Source organism: Pseudoalteromonas sp. G4, from assembly GCF_028875915.1.
Classification (GTDB): Bacteria; Pseudomonadota; Gammaproteobacteria; order Enterobacterales; family Alteromonadaceae; genus Pseudoalteromonas.
Genome location: NZ_JAPEHW010000057.1, coordinates 1 through 22427, shown reverse-complemented (window position 1 = coordinate 22427; position 22427 = coordinate 1). Strand labels below are relative to the sequence as shown.

Here is a 22427-nt window from a genome sequence, read left to right as displayed (position 1 = left end):
CTCCTTAATCATAACATTGTCGATTAAGCTAAACCTAAATCGCGTGTCATATTTTCATTACGGTCTTGATGAACAATCACATTATCTTCAATACGAATTCCACCAAATGGTTTAAATGCTTCAACTGTTTGCCAATTGATGTATTGATTGTTATCTGTTTGCGCTAAGTCTGCTAACAATGAATCAATAAAATACAAGCCAGGTTCAATAGTAAACACTTGGTTCGCTTCAATTAAGCGTGTACAACGTAAGAATGGATGACCTTCAGGTGGTGCTTGGTGTGTACCGCGTTCATCAGCCATAACCCCCCCCATATCGTGAACTTGTAAACCTAAGTGGTGGCCTAAACCATGTGGGAAGAAAGTGGAACTAATGCCTTTCTCAATAATGGCTTCAGGCGATAAGTTCACGATTTTAAAATCACTTAATACTTGCGCTACACGCTGATGGCAATCTAAGTGCAATTCGCCGTACTTAATACCAGGCTTAAGCCCTTCACAAAGAGCTTGTTGATGCGCATTCATTGCACTGACTAATTCAGCAAATGGACCTTGCTGTTTAAAGTCGTAAGTACGAGTGATGTCGGCTGCATAACCGTTGAAGTTTGCACCTGCATCAATCAAAAATGATAAATGTTGATCGGGCTTCGCAATATCTAAATGGGTGTAATGTAAAATCGCGCAATTTTTATTGAGCGCAACAATATTGCCGTATGGCATTTGGTTTTCGGTATGCTGCGTAGCTACAAGATACGCATGCTGAATATCGTATTCAGAACCACCTGCATAAAATGCATCGCGTGCCGCTTTATGACCAAGCACCGCCAAACGATTTGCTTCACGTAAACATACTAATTCGTAATCGGTTTTGTATGCACGGTGATAATGCAGGTAGTTTAAAACACCTTCTGGGTTAATTGCAGAAAAACCAAGTGCTTTCGCAACTTCAATATATTCACCAATATAAGCAAACTTTTCTTTATCATACGGCAGTAGTTGCTCAACTTGCTCTGGTGATTTTAATAATGAAATATCAAAATACTCAGCCCAAAAATCACTAGGCTCATCTGGCACTTTATGCCAAAAGTCCACAGGGCGATAAAAAATAAGTTTTGGCTTATCAACACCATTAACTACTAACCAACAGTGTGGATTATCGATAACAGGTAACCAGGCTTTAAACTGTGGATTAACTTTAAACGGATAATCCATATCATCTAAAAATTGGCGTTTCGCTTGACCTGAGTGAATGATCAGACCATCAAGTCCTTCACGCGCTAGTACATCTTTAGTACGTGACTGTAAGGTTGCAATATGCGCTGCATAAGTTGTTGAAAGTTTATCCATTATTAGTCCAGTTCATTGTGTTCTTTATCAAGTGTATCATCTCAGCTTGCCGATCATAATAGGCATCTGTAAATCAAAGTAGTTTGCAAGTTTACTGCCAACCTACTTCTGAATTTTCATTGAAATAAGTTCATCAAATAAATTTTCTTTATTGCCCAAGCGCGTTGCATACACTTGGCGATAGGCGTACACATTTTTTACGTACTCGCGAGTTTCACGGTATGGAATTGCTTCCACCCATAAATCAAAATCCACGGCCTCTTTTGGCAGCCAGCGTTTCACTTTGTGGTAGCCCGCATTATATGAAGCAGTTGCAATCACCTCATTTCCTTTACTCTTTTTTCTTAAGTAATTGAGGTATTGCGTGCCCAAGCGAATATTAATATGTGGCTTTTTCAGCTGATTGTGGCTTACTTTGCCTTTGTTAACATAACGCGCTGTACTTGGTAGCAACTGCATCAACCCAATAGCTCCAGCACTTGAATGTGCATCTGAGGCAAATGAGCTTTCACGACGAGAAATCGCATAAGCCCATGTTTTATCAACTTTGCTACGCGAACTAAAACGCTCAAATTGATCACTATAAGGCGTAGGAAAACGGTAATCCAGCATATTGTAAGCCTTCAATTGGCTCATCACGCGAATAACACTATCATGCCACCCCATATTGTTTGCAAGGCTTGCAGCAGCCAACTTTTCATCATCAGTTGAACCAGCTATCAGCGAGTTCCATTCTCGGCGAGCCGAATAAAAGCGTTCAAGTTCATAAAGTGCTTTCGCTCGTTTAAACGCAGGGTTCTCACTTACCAATTTTTGGCTTTTAGGATCGACTACTGCTGGCTGATACTCAAGGGACACATCTAACCCCAAGCGCGAAGCAGCCAAAAAGCCATAGTAATCACGTTTTTTTGCAAGAGCTTGCCAAAGCGTTTGTGCTTGCTGTTTTTTTCCCACTTTATCATTAGCATAGGCAAGCCAGTAGCGGTAACCATTATTCAATTTTTTACCGGTTGAATAAGCGATTATGCCTTGCCAGTCTTGCTCACGCAGCATATTGCTTAATTGCCATTGCATTAATTTGCTGTCATGCCTTTCTGGCGAAACTTTATTAAGGTAAAACTTAGATTCTTTGTGTTTACCCGACGCCAACGAAAGCGCAAAAGTATAGTACAGCGACTGCTTTTGCTGCTCTGTATAATCGAACATGGTTTCGAGTTTTTGCCATGCACGAATCGCTAAATCACGATCGCGCCACACCAAACGTTTAACTCCATAAAGAGCTATTTGGCCTTCTTTTTCAGTACGCTTTTTAAATCGATAAAGCCCAGCCGCTGCCGAAGGGTCTCGTCTTACTGTTTTATACAAATCAGCCAAATAACGTTCATTTTCTGGTAGTAACCGGCTTAAAAAGCTGAGTAAACTGGTATCGCCTTTTTCAGAAACTTTGGTAATTCGTTGCCATAAAAGCTCTTGGTTTAAGTGCCCTGCTTTACGCCAATTTGCAAATAAGTTATCGCACGCTTTTGGCTGCGACTTTGCTACATTCCAAAGTTCATCTACTTGATTAAAAATCGCTTCTTTTGGTGCACCCAGTTTTAGTTGATATGTTAAATAGGTGCAGCGATATTCAGCGTTACTAGTAGGGCGATACGCATCAATATACAGTGCTTTTTTATTGCGCTTTATAAGGTTATCTAACCATGCAGAACGTACTTGCCATTCTAATGGCGTACCTTGATAGGTATCTAAAAATTTAGTTATTTCTTTTTGATTTGCGAGCTTTGGAAAGTTTTCCAAAAATTTGGCTTCTGCGTAGGGTGCAAGAGGGTGTGACGACTGCTTTAACGCGCGATAAAAATCGCGTTTATCACTTTTTTTAGCGAGCTTTTCTAACGCTAAAAAGTCTTTGTGCGCAGCTTTATATGAACTTGCGTTCAACGCCGAGGAAGAAAGTACCAAGCTAACAAGCGTTGTTAAAATCAATGATTTTTTCACTGTTTTGCTCTCTTTACCACAGAAATAAAATGCGCTGTGGTTATCAATATTAAATAAATTTATAAATGCGCTGCAAAATAGCTTTGCAGTACCTTCATCTTAAACAATGCAAACCAAAACTTCAGCCTTTTAAGGCTAATCCCCTTATTGATACGACCGCTCGCATAAAATCAGGTTAATTTTTTTGTCCAGTTTTTAATCTTATGTAAAAACCCAACTAAAATTTTAATTGCAATTTAATCGCAAAGAAGCGACACTGCGTAAAAACCAAACTCATCGTACCAGTTGCGGTGCGAGAAATTAGGGAGCAATAATATGCTATTTCAAAGCGAATCTTTTCAGGTTGCTTTTGTTAAAGACAACATTGCTGAGTTTAAGTTCTGTGTTCCAGGCTCAGTAAATAAGCTTTCTCAGCAAACTCTTAGCGACTGTGGCGCTGCATTAAAAGAGCTAGCTGCTAACAAAGAAATTAAAGGTATGATTTTCACCAGTGATAAAGATCACTTTATTGTTGGTGCTGACATTTTTGAATTTTTACCTACCTTTAAAAAATCTGAAGAAGAATTAACTCAGTGGATTAAAAATGCTACTGACGTTTTCGACCTACTCGAAGATTTACCTTTCCCAACGATTTCTGCAATCAATGGCATGGCCCTTGGTGGTGGTTGTGAATGGGTACTTGCTACTGACTTCCGCGTAGCAAGTGAAGAATTAAAAATGGGCTTACCTGAAGTTAAACTAGGCATTATGCCGGGCTTTGGCGGTACAGTTCGTCTACCGCGTATTATCGGTGCTGATAATGCCATGACGTGGATTACAACAGGTAAAGAACACCGTGCTAAGCAAGCGCTTGCTGTAGGTGCAGTTGATGCCGTTGTAGCAAATGACAAGCTAGTTGATGCAGCTATCAAAATGGTTGAACTAGCTGCAAACGGTAAACTAGATTGGCAAACAAAACGTCAAGCGAAGTTAGACCCTCTTGCTATGAACCAAATGGAACAAGGCATGAGCTTTGCGACAGCGCAAGGTATGGTATTTGGTAAAACAAAAGGTCATTACCCTTCTCCGCTGATGGCTGTAGCAACAATTAAAGCAACTGCAAACCATGGCCGTGCTGAAGCAATGGCAATTGAGAATGTGAACTTTGCTAAGCTAGCTAAAACCGATGAAGCAGCTGCGCAAGTAGGTATTTTCTTAGCGGACCAATTTATTAAGTCTAAAGCTCGCAAGCTTGCTAAAAACAGCTCGACTGAAATTAAGCAAGCTGCGGTATTGGGTGCAGGTATTATGGGTGGCGGTATTGCATACCAGTCTGCTTATAAAGGCACGCCAATCATTATGAAAGACATCAATCAAGCTGCCCTTGATCTTGGTATGCAAGAAGCGTCAAAACTGCTTGGCAATAAAGTTCAACGCGGTCATATGAAGCTTGAGCAAATGGTTGCAACTTTAGGCGCAATCAAACCAACGCTAAGCGATGACGATGTTAAAAAAGCAGACATTATTGTTGAAGCGGTTGTTGAAAATCCAAAGATTAAACAAGCTGTTCTTTCTCAACTAGAAAAAGATATGCCTGAAGGCACAGTGCTGACATCAAATACCTCAACAATTCGTATTGATGAATTAGCAAGTGCACTAGAAAAACCAGAAAACTTCTGTGGTATGCACTTCTTCAACCCTGTGCACCGTATGCCACTGGTTGAAATTATTCGCGGTGAAAAAACATCTGACGAAACCATTAATGCCGTAGTTGATTACGCATTAAAACTAGGTAAATCACCAATTGTTGTAAATGACTGCCCTGGCTTTTTTGTGAACCGTGTGCTTTTCCCTTACTTTGCAGGCTTTAACCAATTAGTGGTTGAAGGCGCAGACTTTGCGAAAGCAGATAAAGTAATGGAAAACGTATTTGGCTGGCCAATGGGCCCTGCTTACCTGCTTGATGTTGTTGGTCTTGATACAGCAAATCACTGTACAGGTGTAATGGCAGACGGTTTCCCTGAGCGTATGGCTGAACAAGAAAAAGACCCTGTTGCACTGCTTGTTAAAGAAGGTCGCTTTGGTCAGAAGAACGGTAAAGGTTTCTACCAATACGCACCAGACCGTAAAGGTAAACCAAAGAAAGCAAAAGATGCGGATGCAATTGAGCTACTAAGTGCTATTTGCGATGCACCAAAAGAGTTTAGCAAAGAAGAAATCATCGACCGTTGTATGATCCCAATGCTGAATGAAGTGCTTCTTTGTTTACAAGAAAACATTGTTGCTTCACCACAAGAAGCTGATATGGCACTTATTTACGGCTTAGGTTTCCCTCCGTTCAGAGGTGGTGCTTTCCGTTATTTAGATCAAATTGGTTTAGCTAATTTTGTAGCTAAAGCGGATCAATACGCGCACTTAGGTGCGATTTACCAAGTTTCTGATATCACACGTCAGTGGGCAGAAGAAGGTCGTCAATTTTATTCAGTAGAGGGTGCATAATATGAAAACACCAGTAATTGTTGATTGTATTCGTACTCCTATGGGTCGTTCTAAAAACGGTGTTTTTAGAAACGTACGTGCCGAAGATTTAAGTGCACAATTAATGAAAGGGTTAGTTGAACGTAACCCTGCTTTAAATCCAGCTGATATTGATGATATCTACTGGGGTTGTGTACAACAAACCCTAGAGCAAGGTTTCAATGTTGCGCGTAATGCGCAGCTTCTTGCAGGTATTCCTCATAGCGTACCAGCAACTACGGTTAACCGTTTATGTGGTTCATCAATGCAGGCATTACATGATGCTGCACGCGCAATTATGACTGGCTGTGGTGATGTTTACCTAGTTGGTGGTGTTGAGCATATGGGTCACGTACCAATGAACCACGGTGTGGATTTCCACCCAGGATTATCAAAATCAGTAGCACAAGCTGCAGGCATGATGGGTTTAACTGCTGAATACCTAGGTAAGCAGCATGGCATCTCTCGTCAGCAACAAGATGAGTTTGCAGCACGCTCGCATGCACGCGCTCACGCAGCAACCGTTGAAGGTCGTTTCAAAAATGAAATCTACCCGATTACTGGACACGATGCTGACGGTGCAATGATTTTAGTTGAAGACGATGAAGTTATTCGTCCTGAAACAACTGTAGAAGGCCTTTCACAGCTTCGCCCTGTGTTTGACCCTGCAAATGGTACTGTAACAGCTGGTACATCATCAGCGCTTTCAGACGGTGCATCTGCCATGCTTATTATGAGCGAAGAAAAAGCTCACGAACTTGGCTTAACTATTCGTGCAAAAGTAAAAGCTATGGGTGTTGCTGGTTGCGATCCATCAATCATGGGTTACGGCCCTGTTCCTGCTTCTAAAAAAGCATTAAAAGCAGCTGGCTTAACCATTGATGATATTGATGTAGCAGAGCTTAACGAAGCATTTGCAGCACAAGCGTTACCAGTACTGAAAGACCTAGGTTTAACCGATGTGGTTGACGAAAAAGTTAACCTAAACGGTGGTGCTATTTCACTTGGTCACCCACTTGGTTGTTCAGGTACGCGTATCAGCACAACGCTTATTAATCTTATGGAAGACAAAGACGCAAAATATGGTCTTGCAACAATGTGTATTGGTTTAGGCCAAGGCATCGCAACCATTTTTGAACGCCCATAGGTTTTAAGCGAATAGATTTATTCTTGGTGATAAGGCGCTGTCTCGAAAGAGCAGCGCCTTTTTTCTTTGCTATGGTTTACATCATGCGCTTAGCCACCTACAATTCCGCCTTTACTTTTCAACAGGGCAAAATTTTCATGACTGATTTTTCAAATGCAGACCACACTCTTGATGCGATTGGTTTACGTTGTCCTGAACCTGTAATGATGGTGCGTGGTGCAATTCGAAAAATGCAGCACGGTGAAACTTTAGTAGTGATCGCAGATGACCCATCAACAACCCGCGACATTCCCTCATTTTGTCGTTTTATGGATCACACATTGCTAGCACAAGAAGTAGAAAATGAACCATACAAATATTTAATAAAAAAAGGGCTTTAAATGCCCTTTTTATTGCTCATCGTTAAATCGAAGAGCTTGTTTAATTTTGCTTAGTTGCCTACTCGAAAATTTGGTTAATTGTAACCAGCGGCGTACTTTTATTACGGAAGTTTATTGATACTTCGTACCAGCCAGCTTCATAAGGTGTAAAACTGAAATAGTTATAAACGCTATCGCAGTTTGCTTGTACTGGAATACCAATCTCTAAAAACTTATCTAAGTCTTCGTTTTTAAAACCGCAGTTGTAACCTTGCGTCCAATTCGCATCTGCTACTTTAAATTCGTATGCTTTACCAATTGTGCCAAACTTAACTTTGGTGCTAAAAACATTGGCAGTTTGTTGTGTTAATTGATAGGCTTTTTGCGCTTCCCATAAAGTAAAGTCACCACGTAGATATAGTGTGGTATCAACATTTCCCACATTACTTGTTTGATCTAATAGGCTATCGTCTGTGCTTGAGCAACCAACTAGTACTAAGCTAGCAAGTGCCATAATTGAAAGTGATGCTCTTTTCATTGTTGTTATCCGCGATTTTCTAAGCTTAATTACTATACTAAATATCGTATAATTTAATGCAAGCGCCTTTTGTACCTCGCGTAAATATTTCCGCTATAACTAAGCTAAATACTGAATAAGTGAATTGATAATAAAAAAGCCGATGAAATCACCGGCTTTTTTAAATTATGTTTTTACTTACTTTTGTAACAATGAAATATCTGCTACTTGTAAGAATAAACTTCTTAACTGACTTAGCATAGTTAAACGATTAAGCTTCACTGCTTCGTCGTCAGCCATAACCATTACGTTATCAAAGAAGGTATCAACTACTTCACGTAAATCTGCAAGACTTGCCAAAATAGTTTGGTAATCATGTGCTGCAAATGCTGGTGCTAGTTCCACTTGGTAGTGCGCTATTTTATCTGCTAATTGCTTTTCAGCCTCTTCAACTAATAGGCTCTCATTAACACTCTCAGCAAGCTCTGCTTCATTCTTAGCTAAGATGTTACCTACGCGCTTGTTAGCCGCTGCAAGCGCTTCTGCTGCGTCTAATTCACGGAAGTGAGATACCGCTTTAACGCGTTGGTCAAAGTCCGCTGGCTTAGTTGGGCGACGTGCCAATACTGCTTGAATAATATCAACGCTAAAGCCTTCGTCTTGATACCAAGCACGGAAGCGACCAAGCATAAAATCAATTACATCAGATTCAACATTGTCGTTGCTAAGCTTATCGCCAAATAGCGATTTTGCTTTTGCTATTAAATCAACTAAGTCAAGGTTGTAACCCTTTTCAACGATAATACGCAATACACCAAGTGATGCACGGCGAAGCGCAAATGGGTCAGAACCTTTTGGCGCTTGACCAATACCGAATATACCCACAATCGTATCGAGCTTATCAGCCATTGCTACAGCAGCAGATACACCTGTGCTTGGTAACTCGTCACCTGCAAAACGCGGCATATATTGCTCGTATAGCGCTTTTGCAACTTCTGCATCTTCACCATCGTGCGTTGCATAGTGCATACCCATAACACCTTGCGTATCGGTAAATTCAAATACCATTGATGTCATAAGGTCACATTTTGCCAGTAGACCAGCACGTTTAGATTTTTCAACGTCTGCTTCGATTTGTTCAGCAATGTAACCAGCAAGCTCAGTAATACGGTCAGTTTTATCTTTAATGGTACCAAGCTGTTTTTGGAAAATAGCTTGGTCTAACTCAGGTAAGCGATCGATTAGCGGGCGTTTACGGTCGGTATTAAAGAAAAACTCAGCATCCGCTAAACGAGGACGAACAACCTTTTCATTACCTTCAATTACGTAACGAGGCTCTTTTGATTCAATGTTTGAAACAAAGATAAAGTTAGGTAGTAACTTTTTGTTTTCGTCGTAAACTGGGAAGTATTTCTGGTCACCTTTCATGGTGTACACAAGTGCTTCTGAAGGTACTTTTAAGAACTCTTCTTCAAACTTAGCCGTCAGTACAACAGGCCATTCAACCAGCGAAGTTACCTCTTCAACTAAGTCTTCTTCTAAGTCCGCAATACCACCTACAGCTTGCGCTGCTTTTTGTGCATCGGCAAGAATAATCGCTTTACGTGCTTCGTAATCAGCCATTACTTTACCGCGCTCTTCTAAAACCGCAGGATATTGCTCAGCGGAATCAATGGTAAACTCTTGTTCACCCATAAAGCGGTGACCACGAATAGTACGGTCTGATGCGACACCTAAAATCTCACCCGCAACTAACTCGTTACCCATTAACATTGTTAATGTTTTAACTGGGCGAATAAATTGCGTTGTTTTATTACCCCAACGCATAGGCTTGGCGATCGGTAATTTAGCAAGCGCTTGCCTTTACCTTTTACTTCTTGTTTGAATAAAAGCCACTCGCCTTTTTCTGTTTTTAAACGGTCAGCTTGCTCAACGGTAATACCATTACCGCGCGCCCAACCTTGGGCTGCTTTTGTAGCATTTCCGTCTTCATCGAATGCAACTGAAATTGCTGGGCCACGTTTTTCAACTACTTTGTCAGATTGAGATTCAGCAAGCGCAGCTACTTTTAATGCTAAACGACGTGGTGCAGCGTACCACTTTACACCTTCATGATTTAGCTCTGCAGCTTTTAGTTCTGCTTCAAAGTTTGATGCAAAGCTTTCAGCTAACGTACGAAGTTGTGTTGGCGGTAGTTCTTCCGTGCCTAATTCAATTAAAAATTCTTTTGCCATGATTACTTCTCCTCACCATTTTGTTTACACATTGGGAAACCTAACGCTTCACGCGATGCGTAATACGCTTCAGCAGTTGCTTTGGTAAGGTTACGAATACGAAGAATATAACGCTGACGCTCTGTCACTGAAATTGCTTTACGTGCATCTAATAAATTAAATGCGTGCGCAGCTTTTAAGATGCGCTCATATGCCGGTAGTGGTAAAGGTGTTTCTAGCGCTAATAATTCTTGTGATTCTTTTTCACATTGATCAAAAAAGCTAAATAAGAAATCAACGTCAGCATGTTCAAAATTATAAGTCGATTGCTCAACTTCGTTTTGATGGAAAATATCACCGTAAGTAACCTTGCTACCATCTGGCGCATGGTTCCAAACTAAGTCATACACAGAGTCTACTTCTTGGATGTACATCGCTAAACGCTCAATGCCGTAAGTAATTTCACCTGTTACAGGCTTACACTCAAGGCCACCTACTTGCTGGAAGTAAGTAAACTGAGTCACTTCCATACCGTTTAACCACACTTCCCAACCTAGACCCCACGCACCTAGCGTTGGATTTTCCCAGTTGTCTTCTACGAAGCGAATATCGTGTACTAATGGGTCAATACCTAGCACTTCTAATGAGCCTAAATAGAGCTCCTGAATGTTATCTGGCGACGGTTTTAACGCTACTTGAAACTGGTAGTAATGTTGAAGGCGGTTTGGGTTTTCGCCATAGCGGCCATCGGTAGGACGACGTGATGGTTGAACATAAGCAGTCGACATTGGCTCTGGGCCAAGTGCACGCAAACATGTCATGGGGTGAGACGTACCCGCACCTACTTCCATATCGAGTGGCTGAACGATAGTACAGCCGTTTTGTGCCCAGTAATCCTGTAATGCTAGGATCATTCCCTGGAAGGTTTTGATATCGTATTTTTGCATTGGCTTTAGCTGATATTTTAATCTGAAAAATTACCCTACAGTATACCGCGGCAGCAAACAGGTTTTAAGCGATTTGTTAAGTAACAGCCAATAAAAAAGGGCCATTTAGGCCCTTTTATTAAAAATATTCACGATGTTCTAAACATCCAAGTTCACAACTTTAAGCGCGTTTTGTTCGATAAACTCACGACGCGGCTCAACTTGGTCACCCATAAGTGTCGAGAATAATTGGTCAGCACCAATCGCATCTTCAATGGTTACTTTCAACATACGGCGAACTTCAGGGTCCATTGTAGTTTCCCAAAGCTGGTCTGGGTTCATCTCACCTAGACCTTTGTATCGTTGAATGTATAAGCCACGCTTAGATTCTGAGATTAGCCAATCAAGTGCTTCTACAAAGCTAGACACTTGTAAAGTTTTTTCACCGCGCTGAATATAGCCACCTTCTTCAATTAGATTACCGATTTGCTCACCTGTTTTAGCAATTGATAAGTAATCGCGAGAAGTTAAGAACTCATAATTTAGCACGTGCTCACGGTCAACACCGTGTTGACGAATAACAATATTTGGATAGAAGAGATTGCGCTCTTCGTCTTTCTTCACTTCTGCTGTGAATAAAGTCGCATCCACATCTTTTTCAGTCAGGTATGCTACAACACTTTCTGTCCAAGTACGTACTTTCGCTTCGTCCGATAAATCAGCTTCATTAATTCGTGTAGAGTAAATTAATGAATTAAGTACACTTAACGGATACTTACGTGTTAAACGCGTGATAATCGTTTCAGTTGCTTGGTAGTCTTTTACTAATGCTTCAAGAGCCACATCACTAATGCCTGGAGCCTCTTCGTTTACGTGTAATGAAGAACCATCTAATGCAAGTGTTGTTAGGTATTCCGTTAACGCAGGATCATCTTTGATATAACGCTCTTGTTTACCCTTTTTCACTTTATAAAGCGGTGGCTGAGCGATGTATACATAACCACGCTCTACTATTTCTGGCATTTGACGATAGAAGAAGGTCAATAGTAGCGTACGAATGTGCGAACCATCGACGTCAGCATCGGTCATGATAATAATGCTATGATAACGCAGTTTTTCAGGGTTATATTCATCGCGACCAATACCACAACCTAATGCTGTGATAAGTGTTGCAACTTCTTGTGAAGATAGCATTTTATCAAAACGTGCTTTTTCAACGTTAAGAATTTTACCTTTCAGCGGTAGAATCGCCTGATTCTTACGGTTACGGCCTTGCTTAGCTGAACCGCCCGCTGAGTCACCCTCCACTATATACAGTTCAGAAAGTGCGGGGTCTTTTTCTTGGCAGTCTGCTAATTTACCTGGTAGGCCAGCTAAATCCATCGCACCTTTACGACGTGTCATTTCACGCGCTTTACGCGCTGCTTCACGGGCACGTGCTGCATCAATAATCTTAGTAACAACAATCTTTGCATCTTGTGGGTTTTCTAATAAGTATTCACTTAACTTTTCACCCATTGCTTGTTCAACTGCTGATTTAACTTCGCTTGATACAAGCTTGTCTTTTGTCTGAGATGAGAATTTTGGATCAGGTACTTTGACAGAGATAACTGCAGTTAAGCCTTCACGGGCATCGTCACCTGAAGCACTGCTCTTTTCCTTTTTGTTAAAGCCTTCTTTTTCCATATAGGTATTTAAAGTACGAGTAAGAGCACTTCTAAAACCTGCTAAGTGCGTACCACCATCTCGTTGTGGAATGTTGTTTGTAAAGCAGTAAATACCTTCTTGGAAGCCATCGTTCCACTGCATTGCTACTTCAACACTAATGCCATCTTCTTCACGTGTTGATGTGAAGTGGAATACATTTTGGTTAACTGGTGTTTTATTGGTGTTTAGGAATTCAACAAACGCTTGAATACCACCTTCATATTTAAAGTGGTCTCTTTTCTCATCACGCTCATCAGAAAGAATTATACTCACACCTGAGTTCAGAAATGATAATTCACGTAAACGTTTTGCAAGAATATCGTAATGGAAGTTGGTATCGCTAAAAGTTTCTGCGCTTGGCCAAAAACGGATTTCAGTACCATTAGTATCTGAGTCACCAATCACAGCTAATGGTGCAGCAGGCTCACCCATATTATAGATTTGTTCGTGAATCTTACCGCCACGACGAATCGTTAGTTTTAGTTTTTCTGATAGCGCATTTACTACTGAAACACCAACACCGTGAAGACCGCCTGAAACTTTATAAGAGTTATCATCGAACTTACCACCGGCATGAAGTACCGTCATGATAACTTCAGCAGCTGATACACCTTCTTCTTCGTGAATCTCTGTCGGAATACCGCGACCATTATCACGCACCGACACAGAACCATCAGCGTGGATAGTTACATAAACATCATCACAGTAGCCCGCAAGAGCTTCATCAATTGAGTTATCAACTACCTCAAACACCATATGATGAAGACCCGTTCCATCATCCGTGTCACCTATGTACATCCCAGGACGCTTTCTTACTGCATCCAGTCCTTTTAGTACTTTAATACTCGACGAATCGTAATTTTCAGACATGGTTTCTTCCAATTAACTTGTTATTAGTTTGCCATGTTTCACGTGGAACACTTTCATAGTTTTATTTAGAGGTTCCACCACAGCTGAAATACTGTCGTAATCAATCGCGCTTATAAACAACTGTGAAGTTGAATGAGATAATAACTCACTCACAGCTTGTTTGGTTTCGCTGCTTAATTCAGACGGTAAATCATCAATTAAAAAAAGTGATTGTTTATCTGTTTCGCTTTCAATTAGGCTATTTTGACAAATCTTTAGCGCATACATTAAAAGCTTTAGTTGACCACGTGATAAATAATTCTCGACAGCTATACCATCTATTAGAAAATTAATATCTGCTTTATGCGGCCCTTTACTGGTGTGACCCAGTTTAGCGTCCCTTTCAAAGTTATTTCTAAGCTGTTCAGCTAAATCTTCTTCAGCTTTCCAACCCGGAGAAAAATCAAAAGTAAGACTTTTAAATAATTCAATCTGACTAGCTATCTTATCAAAAAACAGGTTAGATAACCTAGTTATATATGAGGTTCTTAATGCATTTATCTTAGTTGCAATTGTTACAAATTCTTTATCCCAAAATAGAATTTGCTGCTCAAAACCATGTGGTTTTTGCTTTAGTAACGCATTTCTTTGCTTTAGCAGTTTATTAAAGCGATACCAGTGATAATAAAATTCTTGTTCCACGTGGAACAATCCTAAGTCTAAAAACCGTCTACGTTCTTTGGGACCACCAAAAAATAACTCAAAACTTTCAGGTGTAATCACTTGAACAGGCAATACTTCAGCAAGCTGTGCCATGCGCTCACAGCGCTTTCCATGCACTTTAGCTAGCGTATCACCAGAACGCTCTTTTTGAAGCCCTACAGGGATTTGTAAGCTGTTAAATTGCTTTTTACCATGTAACACCATGGCATTTTTTTGATGTTGAATAACTGCTTTGAATTTTGAAGTGCGAAATGACTTGCCATGTGAAAGGAAATAAATAGCTTCTAGTAAGCTACTCTTTCCACTGCCATTTTCACCAATAATGACATTGATTTCTGGCGAGGGGTCAAAGCTTAGCGCTTCAATATTACGAAAGTTGGAAATATTAAAGTTAACTAAGCTCATTGATTATTCTTACACAATCCAATTCTATAAACGCATTGGCATAACAACGTACATGGCGCCTTCGTCACCCTGACCTTCAATTAATGCACTGCTATTTGAATCTAATAATGTAAATAAAACGTCATCCGTTTTTGTGGTATTCAACACATCAAGTAAATACGAAACATTAAAACCAATTTCTAAATCTGGCCCTTGGTACATTACTTCAACGGTTTCTTCCGCCTGTTCTTGCTCAGGGTTATTGGCAGAAATTGTTAACTCACCCGAAGTAAGATTTAATCGCACACCACGGAATTTTTCGTTTGATAAAATTGATACGCGTGCAAATGCACTGCGCAACCATTCCCGATTAGCAATAATCTGCTTATCACCACCACGTGGTAAAACGCGACGATAATCAGGAAAACGACCATCAACCAGTTTCGAAGTAAAAATAAACGCTTGGTCGATAATACGAACATGATTAGCGCCTAATTGGATTTCAACACTTTCATCATCAGCAACCAACAGGCGCATAATTTCTTGCACGCCTTTACGCGGAATAATCACCTGGCGTTGTGTATTTAACGATGAACCAAGAGGCTTTTGTGCTAACGCTAAACGATGGCCGTCTGTTGCAACCGTTTTAACAACATCGTTTTCAATTTCTAGCGACATACCATTCAGATAGTACCTAACATCTTGATTTGCCATAGAAAAACTTGTACTTTCAAGTAGTTTTCTAAGTTCAAGACGGGTTAGGTTCATGGTAACTTCGCTGTCCCAATTCTCTAAATTAGGAAAATCTTCAGCAGCGAGTGTTGCTAGTGAAAAGCGGCTTTTACCTGATGTCAGTAATACTTGTGCATCTTGAACAGTTAAAGTGATATCTGAGCTATCAGGCAAACTCTTACAAATATCCAATAACTTTTTAGCCGGTAATGTCAGCTTACAGTCAGCTACTGGCTCAGCAAGCACCACACTCGCAACTAACTCTATTTCCATATCTGTACCAGTGAAGTAAAGAACACCTTCTTTTACTTCTAACAATACATTAGAAAGAATCGGTAACGTGTGTTTGCGTTCAATCGCCCCTGAAACCTGCATTAAAGGTTGTAAAAATTGCTCGCGCGAAATTGTAATTTTCATGCTGTACTCGTCCTAAGATGACAAAGTTCTAATCAAGTTTTGATAATCTTCTTTTACTTCGTGAGATTCTTCACGAAGCGACTTCACTTTTCTACATGCATGTAGCACAGTTGTATGATCTCGACCGCCAAACGCATCACCAATTTCAGGCAGACTGTGGTTGGTCAGTTCTTTTGATAACGCCATTGCTACTTGGCGTGGTCTAGCGACTGAGCGACTGCGGCGCTTCGATAGTAAATCAGAAACACGAATACGATAGTATTCTGCAACCGTTCTTTGAATATTATCTATGGTAACCAATTTATCTTGTAATGCTAATAAATCACGCAGTGCCTCTTTTACAAAATCAATCGTAATTGGCCTACCTGTAAAGTTTGCATTAGCAATAACACGGTTTAATGCGCCTTCTAATTCACGTACATTTGAACGTAAGCGTTTAGCAATAAAGAAAGCCACTTCTTCAGGCAGTTTAATCTGGCTTTGCTGTGCTTTTTTCATCAAGATGGCAACACGTGTTTCAAGTTCTGGCGGCTCAATCGCAATTGTTAAACCCCAGCCAAAGCGAGACTTAAGACGATCTTCTACCCCTTCAATTTCTTTAGGGTAGCGATCGGAAGTTAAGATAATCTGCTGGTTACCTTCTAATAATGCATTAAAGGTATGAAAAAACTCTTCTTGAGATCGTTCTTTATTAGCAAAGAACTGAATATCATCAATAAGTAATGCATCAACACTGCGGTAATAACGCTTAAATTCTTCAATCGCATTATTTTGTAGTGCTTTTACCATATCTTGTACAAAACGCTCAGAATGCATATAAACAATTTTTGCATTTTCTTTTTTAGCAAGAATGCCGTTACCCACAGCGTGCAATAAGTGCGTTTTACCTAAACCTGTACCACCATATATAAATACAGGGTTGAATGCCGAACCTGGATTATCTGCAACTTGAGTCGCCGCAGCTTTTGCTAACTGGTTAGATTTACCTTCAACAAAACTATCAAAGGTGTAGTTTTCTTTAATATTGGATTTAGACATGTTTTTAGGAGCAGGCTCAACAGGGGCTTTGCTTTCCTTTTTAACAGGCGCTTCAACCACTGCTTTTTCTTGTGCGGCCGCTTGCGGTGCTGCAGGTTTACTAATACTAACCGTGCTACCAACCTCAAAACGTAATTCAGGTGCTTCATCACCACAAATTTCAATGAGTAGTTCATTTATACGGTTTAAGTATTTTTCGCGAACCCAATCCAGTACAAAACGGTTTGGTGCATATATTGTAAGGGTGTCTTCTGTGCTTTCCGCCTGCAGAGGACGCACCCACATACTAAATTGTTGTGATGGCAGTTCATCTTGTAAAACGTAAAGACAGCTTTGCCAAACCGACAAATACACGGCAACCCCCAATAATATTCCCGCTCACCATAAACGAGCAGAAAATAAGCATAAAATCCAAGTTAAGACTGCCATTATGAAGCTAGTTTATCCACAACATCAACATTGATTTTTCTATTTTTTATGATCTGACGCACAAAATCATTTAAACGCATGTTTTAAAACAACTTATTTATTAAAAATAATGTGGATAAATTACTTATAAAAAACAAGATCCAAAAGATTAAAGATGATCTATAGAAGTTTTCCAAAGAAAAGTCGCAATTTTTACACTATCATTGTGGAAAACTTTACTTTAAAATTGATCCCCGCTGGATCATATAAGAAAGCAAAAGCGATCACCCCTCTATAACAGTTAAATGTAATTAACTTGTTAAGATTAGATTAGCTTTTATCCGCCGCCTATAATTAATACTGTTATTGAGTGTTTTTTATTGACTTTGCGTATGCTTCTCTATAACATCTCGCGCTCGCAATGGCACCTGTGCCAGGATCGCGACCTGCATAGGATGTTTTAATTTTTAACCGATCGGATGGAATATAGTTATGAAAAGAACTTTTCAACCTAGCGTTCTTAAGCGTAAGCGTACTCACGGTTTCCGTGCACGCATGGCGACTAAAAATGGTCGTAAAGTTTTAGCACGTCGTCGTGCTAAGGGCCGTAAGGTTCTTTCTGCTTAATATAGTGGAAGACTTTCGCTTTGGTAGGGAGTTACGTCTGTTAACTCCCTCACACTACTCCCGCATCTTCAATGAGCCTGCACGCGCAGCAAATCAACACTTTACTCTTCTAGCAAAACGTAACGATTTAGACCACCCTCGTCTTGGTTTAACAATTGCTAAAAAACGCGTTAAAAAAGCAGTTCAACGTAATCGCATTAAACGCCTTGCTCGTGAAAACTTTCGTCTTAACCGTCACAAACTCGATAACATCGATATTGTATTAATGGTTAAAAATGGCGTTGATGAGTTATCAAATGAAGAATTACACGCACAATTAACTAAGTTGTGGCGTAAAATCAACGAACGTTGCCAGCCTGGCTATAAGCCAAAACCGCGTCCTAATAACTGGCAAAAGAATAAAAACACAAAAAAAGCGTCTAACTAAAGCGAATTAGCCAGCAGTTGCATAGCAAATGTAGGTAAATTTAGGTAAAGTTAGCTCACCTTTTAATCAGGCACTTTTTCATTAAATGCACTTTTTATTTGCTCTGCCAAGTAATGTGATGATCTTTATTATTAAAGCTTATCAAAAGTTACTCAGTCCAATGCTTGGACAGAACTGTCGCTTTACTCCGACATGTTCAAGTTATGCGATAGACGCAATAAAAATACATGGATTTGTAAAAGGGAGTTGGTTCGCAGCGAATCGCATTATAAAATGTCACCCTTTGCATCCAGGTGGGGATGATCCCGTGCCTGATAAACAAAATTCAATTAAACAACACCGCGAGAAATAAGAGCTGTTATGGAATCACAACGCACGTTTTTATTTATCGGTTTTCTTTTGGTAAGTTTTCTTTTATTCCAACAATGGAATATGGATAACAACCCTCAAGTAAATACCGAGACAAGTGCTACAACACAATCATCTACAAACCAGTCAACCGACAATGACTTTGTTCCTCAGTCATCTACCGGCGACTTACCTGTAGCTAGCGTCGCTAATTCACGTCAAATTGTTGAAGTAACAACTGATGTATTTTCTGTAAAACTAGATACTTTTGGTGGCGATATTATCGAAACCAAACTATTAAAGTTTAAAGAAAAAATCGATAGCGATGAACCATTCATGTTGCTTGGCGTATTAGACGGCAATCAATATTTCTCACAAAGTGGCTTAATCGGTTTACACGGACCAGATGCATCAGCAGAAGGTCGTCCTACGTATCAAGCAGCACAAACAAGTTACCAACTTGAAGGTGATGAGTTACGTGTACCACTAACATTGGTAAAAGATGGCGTTAGCTTCACTAAAACATACATCTTTAAAGCAGGTCGTTACGATGTTGATGTTGAATATCAAATTGCTAACAACACAGCTGAAACAAAACAAGTACAACTGTTTACACAAATTAAGCGTTCGATCACCGAAAAAGGTGGCATGATTGACCAAACGTATTTAGGTACAGCTTATGGTACATCTGAAGAACCGTATGAAAAGTACAGCTTTGATGACATTAAAGAGCGTGATTTAAATATTAATACTACTGCGGGTTATATCAGCTTTATCCAGCACTACTTTGTAAGTGCGTGGGTACCTAAGCAAGACCAGCAAAATAATATTTATACCAAAGCACGCAACGATAATTCAGTTATTATCGGTTTAAAAGGTCCACTTGAAAATGTTGCAGCTAACAGCGCGCAAACAATTACTTCAACTTACTATATGGGTCCTAAAGACTCTGCAACACTTGAAGCATTACAAGAAGATTTAGACCTAACTGTAGACTACGGTTTATTCTGGTTTATCTCACAACCGCTACATTCACTATTAATGTGGTTATACGGCTTAATTGGTAGTCTAGGTTTAGCAATTATCGCGATTACGCTAATTGTTAAAATGGTGCTTTACCCTCTTACCAAAGCGCAGTACACCTCAATGGCAAAAATGCGTAACCTTCAGCCTAAAATTATGGCACTTAAAGATCGTTACGGCGATGACCGTCAGAAGATGGGTCAAGCAATGATGGAAATGTACCGCAAAGAAAAAGTTAACCCTATGGGTGGCTGTTTCCCACTATTGCTGCAAATGCCAATCTTCCTAGGTTTATTCTATGTGTTCATGGAATCGGTAGAAATTCGTCACACTGAGTTCTTATACCTAAATGACTTAGCAGCAATGGATCCATACTTCATTTTACCAATTCTATTTGGTGCAAGTATGTTCCTAATGCAAAAGCTACAGCCAATGACAGTAACTGATCCAATGCAGCAGAAAATGATGACTTGGATGCCGGTAATGTTCTCAGTATTCTTTATCTGGTTCCCATCAGGTCTTGTAATGTACTGGTTAGTATCTAACTTAATTTCAATTGCTCAGATGCTGTACATTTACAAGGGCATGGAAAAGAAAGGTATTTCGGTTAAGTCATAATCTGTACTTAATAAATAATAAAAGGCGACATTAAGTCGCCTTTTTTGTGCCTGCAATTTTCATATTGGCAAATATTTTCATTACCGCTTTTGCTGTTTATCTAACACAATAATTGACCAGACAATTTATCTAATTGGTATTACAATACACCTATTCGTAGCTATCAATTATCTCTATGTTTAATCAAGACACCATCGTTGCACAAGCAACCGCGCCAGGCAAAGGCGGCGTTGGCATTATTCGTGTTTCAGGCAAACTGTCACAACAAGTTGCTGAAAAGATCTTAGGCAAATGCCCAAAGCCACGTTATGCCGACTACCTCTCGTTTAATACCTTACAAGGCGAACAACTCGACCAAGGTATTGCACTCTATTTTAAAGGTCCAAACTCGTTCACAGGCGAAGACGTACTGGAACTACAAGGGCACGGTGGCCCAGTTATTATCGATATGCTACTGCGTGAAATTACGCAAATCGAAGGCGTACGTTTAGCTAAACCAGGTGAGTTTAGTGAGCGCGCATTCTTAAACGACAAAATGGATTTAACCCAAGCAGAAGCAATCGCAGATTTAATCAATGCCAACTCAGAGCAAGCAGCCAAAAGCGCCCTGCACTCGCTGCAAGGTCAATTCTCTAAGCATATCGACACGCTGGTGGAACAAGTTATTCACCTGCGCATGTATGTTGAAGCTGCCATTGATTTCCCCGATGAAGAAATCGACTTTTTATCTGACGGTAAAGTAGCAAACGACTTAAACGCGATTATTGAACAACTCGATAACGTAACCGCACAAGCCAAACAAGGCGCGATTATGCGCGAAGGTATGCGGGTAGTAATTGCTGGTCGCCCTAACGCGGGTAAATCGAGTTTACTTAATGCCCTTGCTGGTCGTGAAGCTGCAATTGTTACTGATATTGCCGGTACCACCCGTGATGTACTTCGCGAACACATTGATATTGACGGCATGCCGCTACATATTATCGACACCGCAGGTCTGCGTGAAAGCCCTGACGTAGTTGAACAAATAGGTATTGAACGCGCTTGGCAAGAAATCAATCAAGCTGATCGCGTATTATTTATGGTTGATAGCACCGAAACAAAAGAAACCGATCCTGCAAAAATTTGGCCTGAATTTGCTGAGAAACTACCGCAAGGCATGGGCATAAGTGTGATCCGTAATAAAGCCGATTTATCTGGCGAAGCAATTCGCATCGATGATTCTGCACAAACACCTGTACTAAGCGTAAGTGCTAATAATGGTGAAGGCGTTGAATTAGTAAAATCACACCTTAAACAGATTATGGGTTTCCAAGGTGCGACTGAGGGCAGCTTTATGGCACGTCGCCGTCACCTTGATGCACTTGAAAGCGCAGCGTATCACCTAGCTACAGGTAAAGATCAGCTAGAAATGCACATCGCTGGTGAGATCCTTGCTGAAGAATTACGTTTAACGCAACAGTACTTAAATGAGATCACGGGTGAGTTCACCTCAGATGACTTGCTTGGCAAAATCTTCAGCTCGTTCTGTATTGGTAAGTAATAAATTAAGTTTTCGTGCTTAGAATTGAGATTTCAGATGCTGAGATTTACTCAGCATCTATTCTGCCAAAAGTAATAAAAAACCATGCTTGATATTCAATTAAACAGCTTTGTTCGCCGTATTGAAAAAGCTAACGAATTAAAAGCACAAATCAAATCATCTGGCGCCAAATTAAGTCGTAAAGGCCGCTCACGACACTGGCGACTATTAGGCACTTGGCCGCAATTTCAAAACATCATCCAACAAGCACAATCATTCGAAGAACCCAGCTGGCAATGGGTGATTGAAACACTTAAAAGCCATCAACCAAAACCACAAATTGAAGATTTAATTGAAATCGTTAAAACTAACCCGAGTATCACTCAGCAGCAGCTTATTAGCCAAACTGATTGCACGCTGGTGGAGGCAAGAAAAGCCTTTGATGTAGTTGAATGGGAAGAGTGAAGTTTATATTGCATATTGCGAAGTTAGGAAATCACGGCAGCAGTTTTCATAATCATACATTTACCTCCATGTATTTAATAACCCCTTCCATGGGGTCATGTCACTTTTCTTTGCTTCGCCAAAGATAAAGTAACCAAAAGAAA

17 protein-coding genes and 1 pseudogene are annotated in these 22427 nt (G+C 40.2%); 9 read left to right on the top strand and 9 right to left on the bottom strand.

The features are described 5' to 3' along the window. Window positions 1–23: 23 nt before the first annotated feature. Window positions 24–1346 carry a Xaa-Pro dipeptidase gene (gene pepQ / locus ON073_RS14905; RefSeq protein ID WP_274762671.1) on the bottom strand — a complete coding sequence of 441 codons (1323 nt, stop codon included), beginning with the start codon at window positions 1344–1346 and terminating at the stop codon, window positions 24–26. Between the two features lie 102 nt (window positions 1347–1448). After that, window positions 1449–3341, bottom strand: a complete 1893-nt coding sequence (locus ON073_RS14900) for a transglycosylase SLT domain-containing protein (protein WP_274762670.1) — start codon at window positions 3339–3341, stop codon at window positions 1449–1451. A 315-nt stretch (window positions 3342–3656) separates the two neighbouring features. On the opposite strand from ON073_RS14900, the gene fadB reads away from it, so the two are divergent. From fadB to tusA, 3 genes are all read left to right on the top strand, one after another. Beyond that, window positions 3657–5819, top strand: coding sequence for a fatty acid oxidation complex subunit alpha FadB (gene fadB / locus ON073_RS14895; RefSeq protein WP_274762669.1), 2163 nt, complete (start codon window positions 3657–3659; stop codon window positions 5817–5819). A gap of 1 nt (window position 5820) precedes the next feature. After that, window positions 5821–6984: an acetyl-CoA C-acyltransferase FadA gene (gene fadA / locus ON073_RS14890; RefSeq protein ID WP_274762668.1), complete on the top strand. Its 1164-nt coding sequence runs from the start codon at window positions 5821–5823 to the stop codon at window positions 6982–6984. Between the two features lie 137 nt (window positions 6985–7121). Continuing rightward, a complete protein-coding gene (tusA, locus tag ON073_RS14885; protein WP_010561303.1) occupies window positions 7122–7364 on the top strand; it encodes a sulfurtransferase TusA in 243 nt (80 codons plus the stop codon). Window positions 7365–7422: 58 nt separating this feature from the next. Here tusA and ON073_RS14880 read toward each other — a convergent pair whose 3' ends face one another. The 7 genes and pseudogenes from ON073_RS14880 to dnaA form a co-directional block, all read right to left on the bottom strand. Continuing rightward, a complete protein-coding gene (locus tag ON073_RS14880) occupies window positions 7423–7881 on the bottom strand; it encodes a hypothetical protein (protein ID WP_274762667.1) in 459 nt (152 codons plus the stop codon). Window positions 7882–8058: 177 nt separating this feature from the next. Continuing rightward, window positions 8059–10094 (bottom strand): annotated as a pseudogene (gene glyS / locus ON073_RS14875) (glycine--tRNA ligase subunit beta). 2 nt (window positions 10095–10096) lie between these two features. After that, complete coding sequence (gene glyQ, locus ON073_RS14870) at window positions 10097–11020, bottom strand: glycine--tRNA ligase subunit alpha (RefSeq protein ID WP_274762666.1); 924 nt, start codon at window positions 11018–11020, stop codon at window positions 10097–10099. Between the two features lie 138 nt (window positions 11021–11158). Then, a complete protein-coding gene (gene gyrB, locus ON073_RS14865; RefSeq protein ID WP_274762665.1) occupies window positions 11159–13576 on the bottom strand; it encodes a DNA topoisomerase (ATP-hydrolyzing) subunit B in 2418 nt (805 codons plus the stop codon). A 12-nt stretch (window positions 13577–13588) separates the two neighbouring features. After that, window positions 13589–14683 (bottom strand): DNA replication/repair protein RecF, encoded by a 1095-nt coding sequence (recF, locus tag ON073_RS14860; RefSeq protein ID WP_274762664.1) that lies wholly within the window; start codon window positions 14681–14683, stop codon window positions 13589–13591. A 24-nt stretch (window positions 14684–14707) separates the two neighbouring features. Beyond that, window positions 14708–15811 carry a DNA polymerase III subunit beta gene (gene dnaN, locus ON073_RS14855; protein ID WP_274762663.1) on the bottom strand — a complete coding sequence of 368 codons (1104 nt, stop codon included), beginning with the start codon at window positions 15809–15811 and terminating at the stop codon, window positions 14708–14710. A 12-nt stretch (window positions 15812–15823) separates the two neighbouring features. After that, window positions 15824–17203, bottom strand: coding sequence for a chromosomal replication initiator protein DnaA (gene dnaA, locus ON073_RS14850; RefSeq protein ID WP_274762662.1), 1380 nt, complete (start codon window positions 17201–17203; stop codon window positions 15824–15826). 546 nt (window positions 17204–17749) lie between these two features. Here dnaA and rpmH point away from each other — a divergent pair. The 6 genes from rpmH (at window position 17750) to ON073_RS14820 (ending at window position 22284) form a co-directional block, all read left to right on the top strand. Continuing rightward, window positions 17750–17884: a 50S ribosomal protein L34 gene (gene rpmH / locus ON073_RS14845; protein ID WP_010376846.1), complete on the top strand. Its 135-nt coding sequence runs from the start codon at window positions 17750–17752 to the stop codon at window positions 17882–17884. A 4-nt stretch (window positions 17885–17888) separates the two neighbouring features. Next, window positions 17889–18311: a ribonuclease P protein component gene (rnpA, locus tag ON073_RS14840; RefSeq protein ID WP_274762661.1), complete on the top strand. Its 423-nt coding sequence runs from the start codon at window positions 17889–17891 to the stop codon at window positions 18309–18311. A gap of 85 nt (window positions 18312–18396) precedes the next feature. Then, complete coding sequence (gene yidD / locus ON073_RS14835) at window positions 18397–18663, top strand: membrane protein insertion efficiency factor YidD (RefSeq protein ID WP_274762660.1); 267 nt, start codon at window positions 18397–18399, stop codon at window positions 18661–18663. An 8-nt stretch (window positions 18664–18671) separates the two neighbouring features. After that, complete coding sequence (gene yidC, locus ON073_RS14830; RefSeq protein ID WP_274762659.1) at window positions 18672–20300, top strand: membrane protein insertase YidC; 1629 nt, start codon at window positions 18672–18674, stop codon at window positions 20298–20300. Between the two features lie 175 nt (window positions 20301–20475). Then, on the top strand, window positions 20476–21840 hold the full coding sequence (gene mnmE / locus ON073_RS14825; protein ID WP_274762658.1) for a tRNA uridine-5-carboxymethylaminomethyl(34) synthesis GTPase MnmE: 1365 nt from the start codon (window positions 20476–20478) through the stop codon (window positions 21838–21840). An 84-nt stretch (window positions 21841–21924) separates the two neighbouring features. Next, window positions 21925–22284 carry a ribosome recycling factor family protein gene (locus ON073_RS14820; RefSeq protein ID WP_274762657.1) on the top strand — a complete coding sequence of 120 codons (360 nt, stop codon included), beginning with the start codon at window positions 21925–21927 and terminating at the stop codon, window positions 22282–22284. The last annotated feature ends 143 nt before the right edge of the window (window positions 22285–22427 follow it).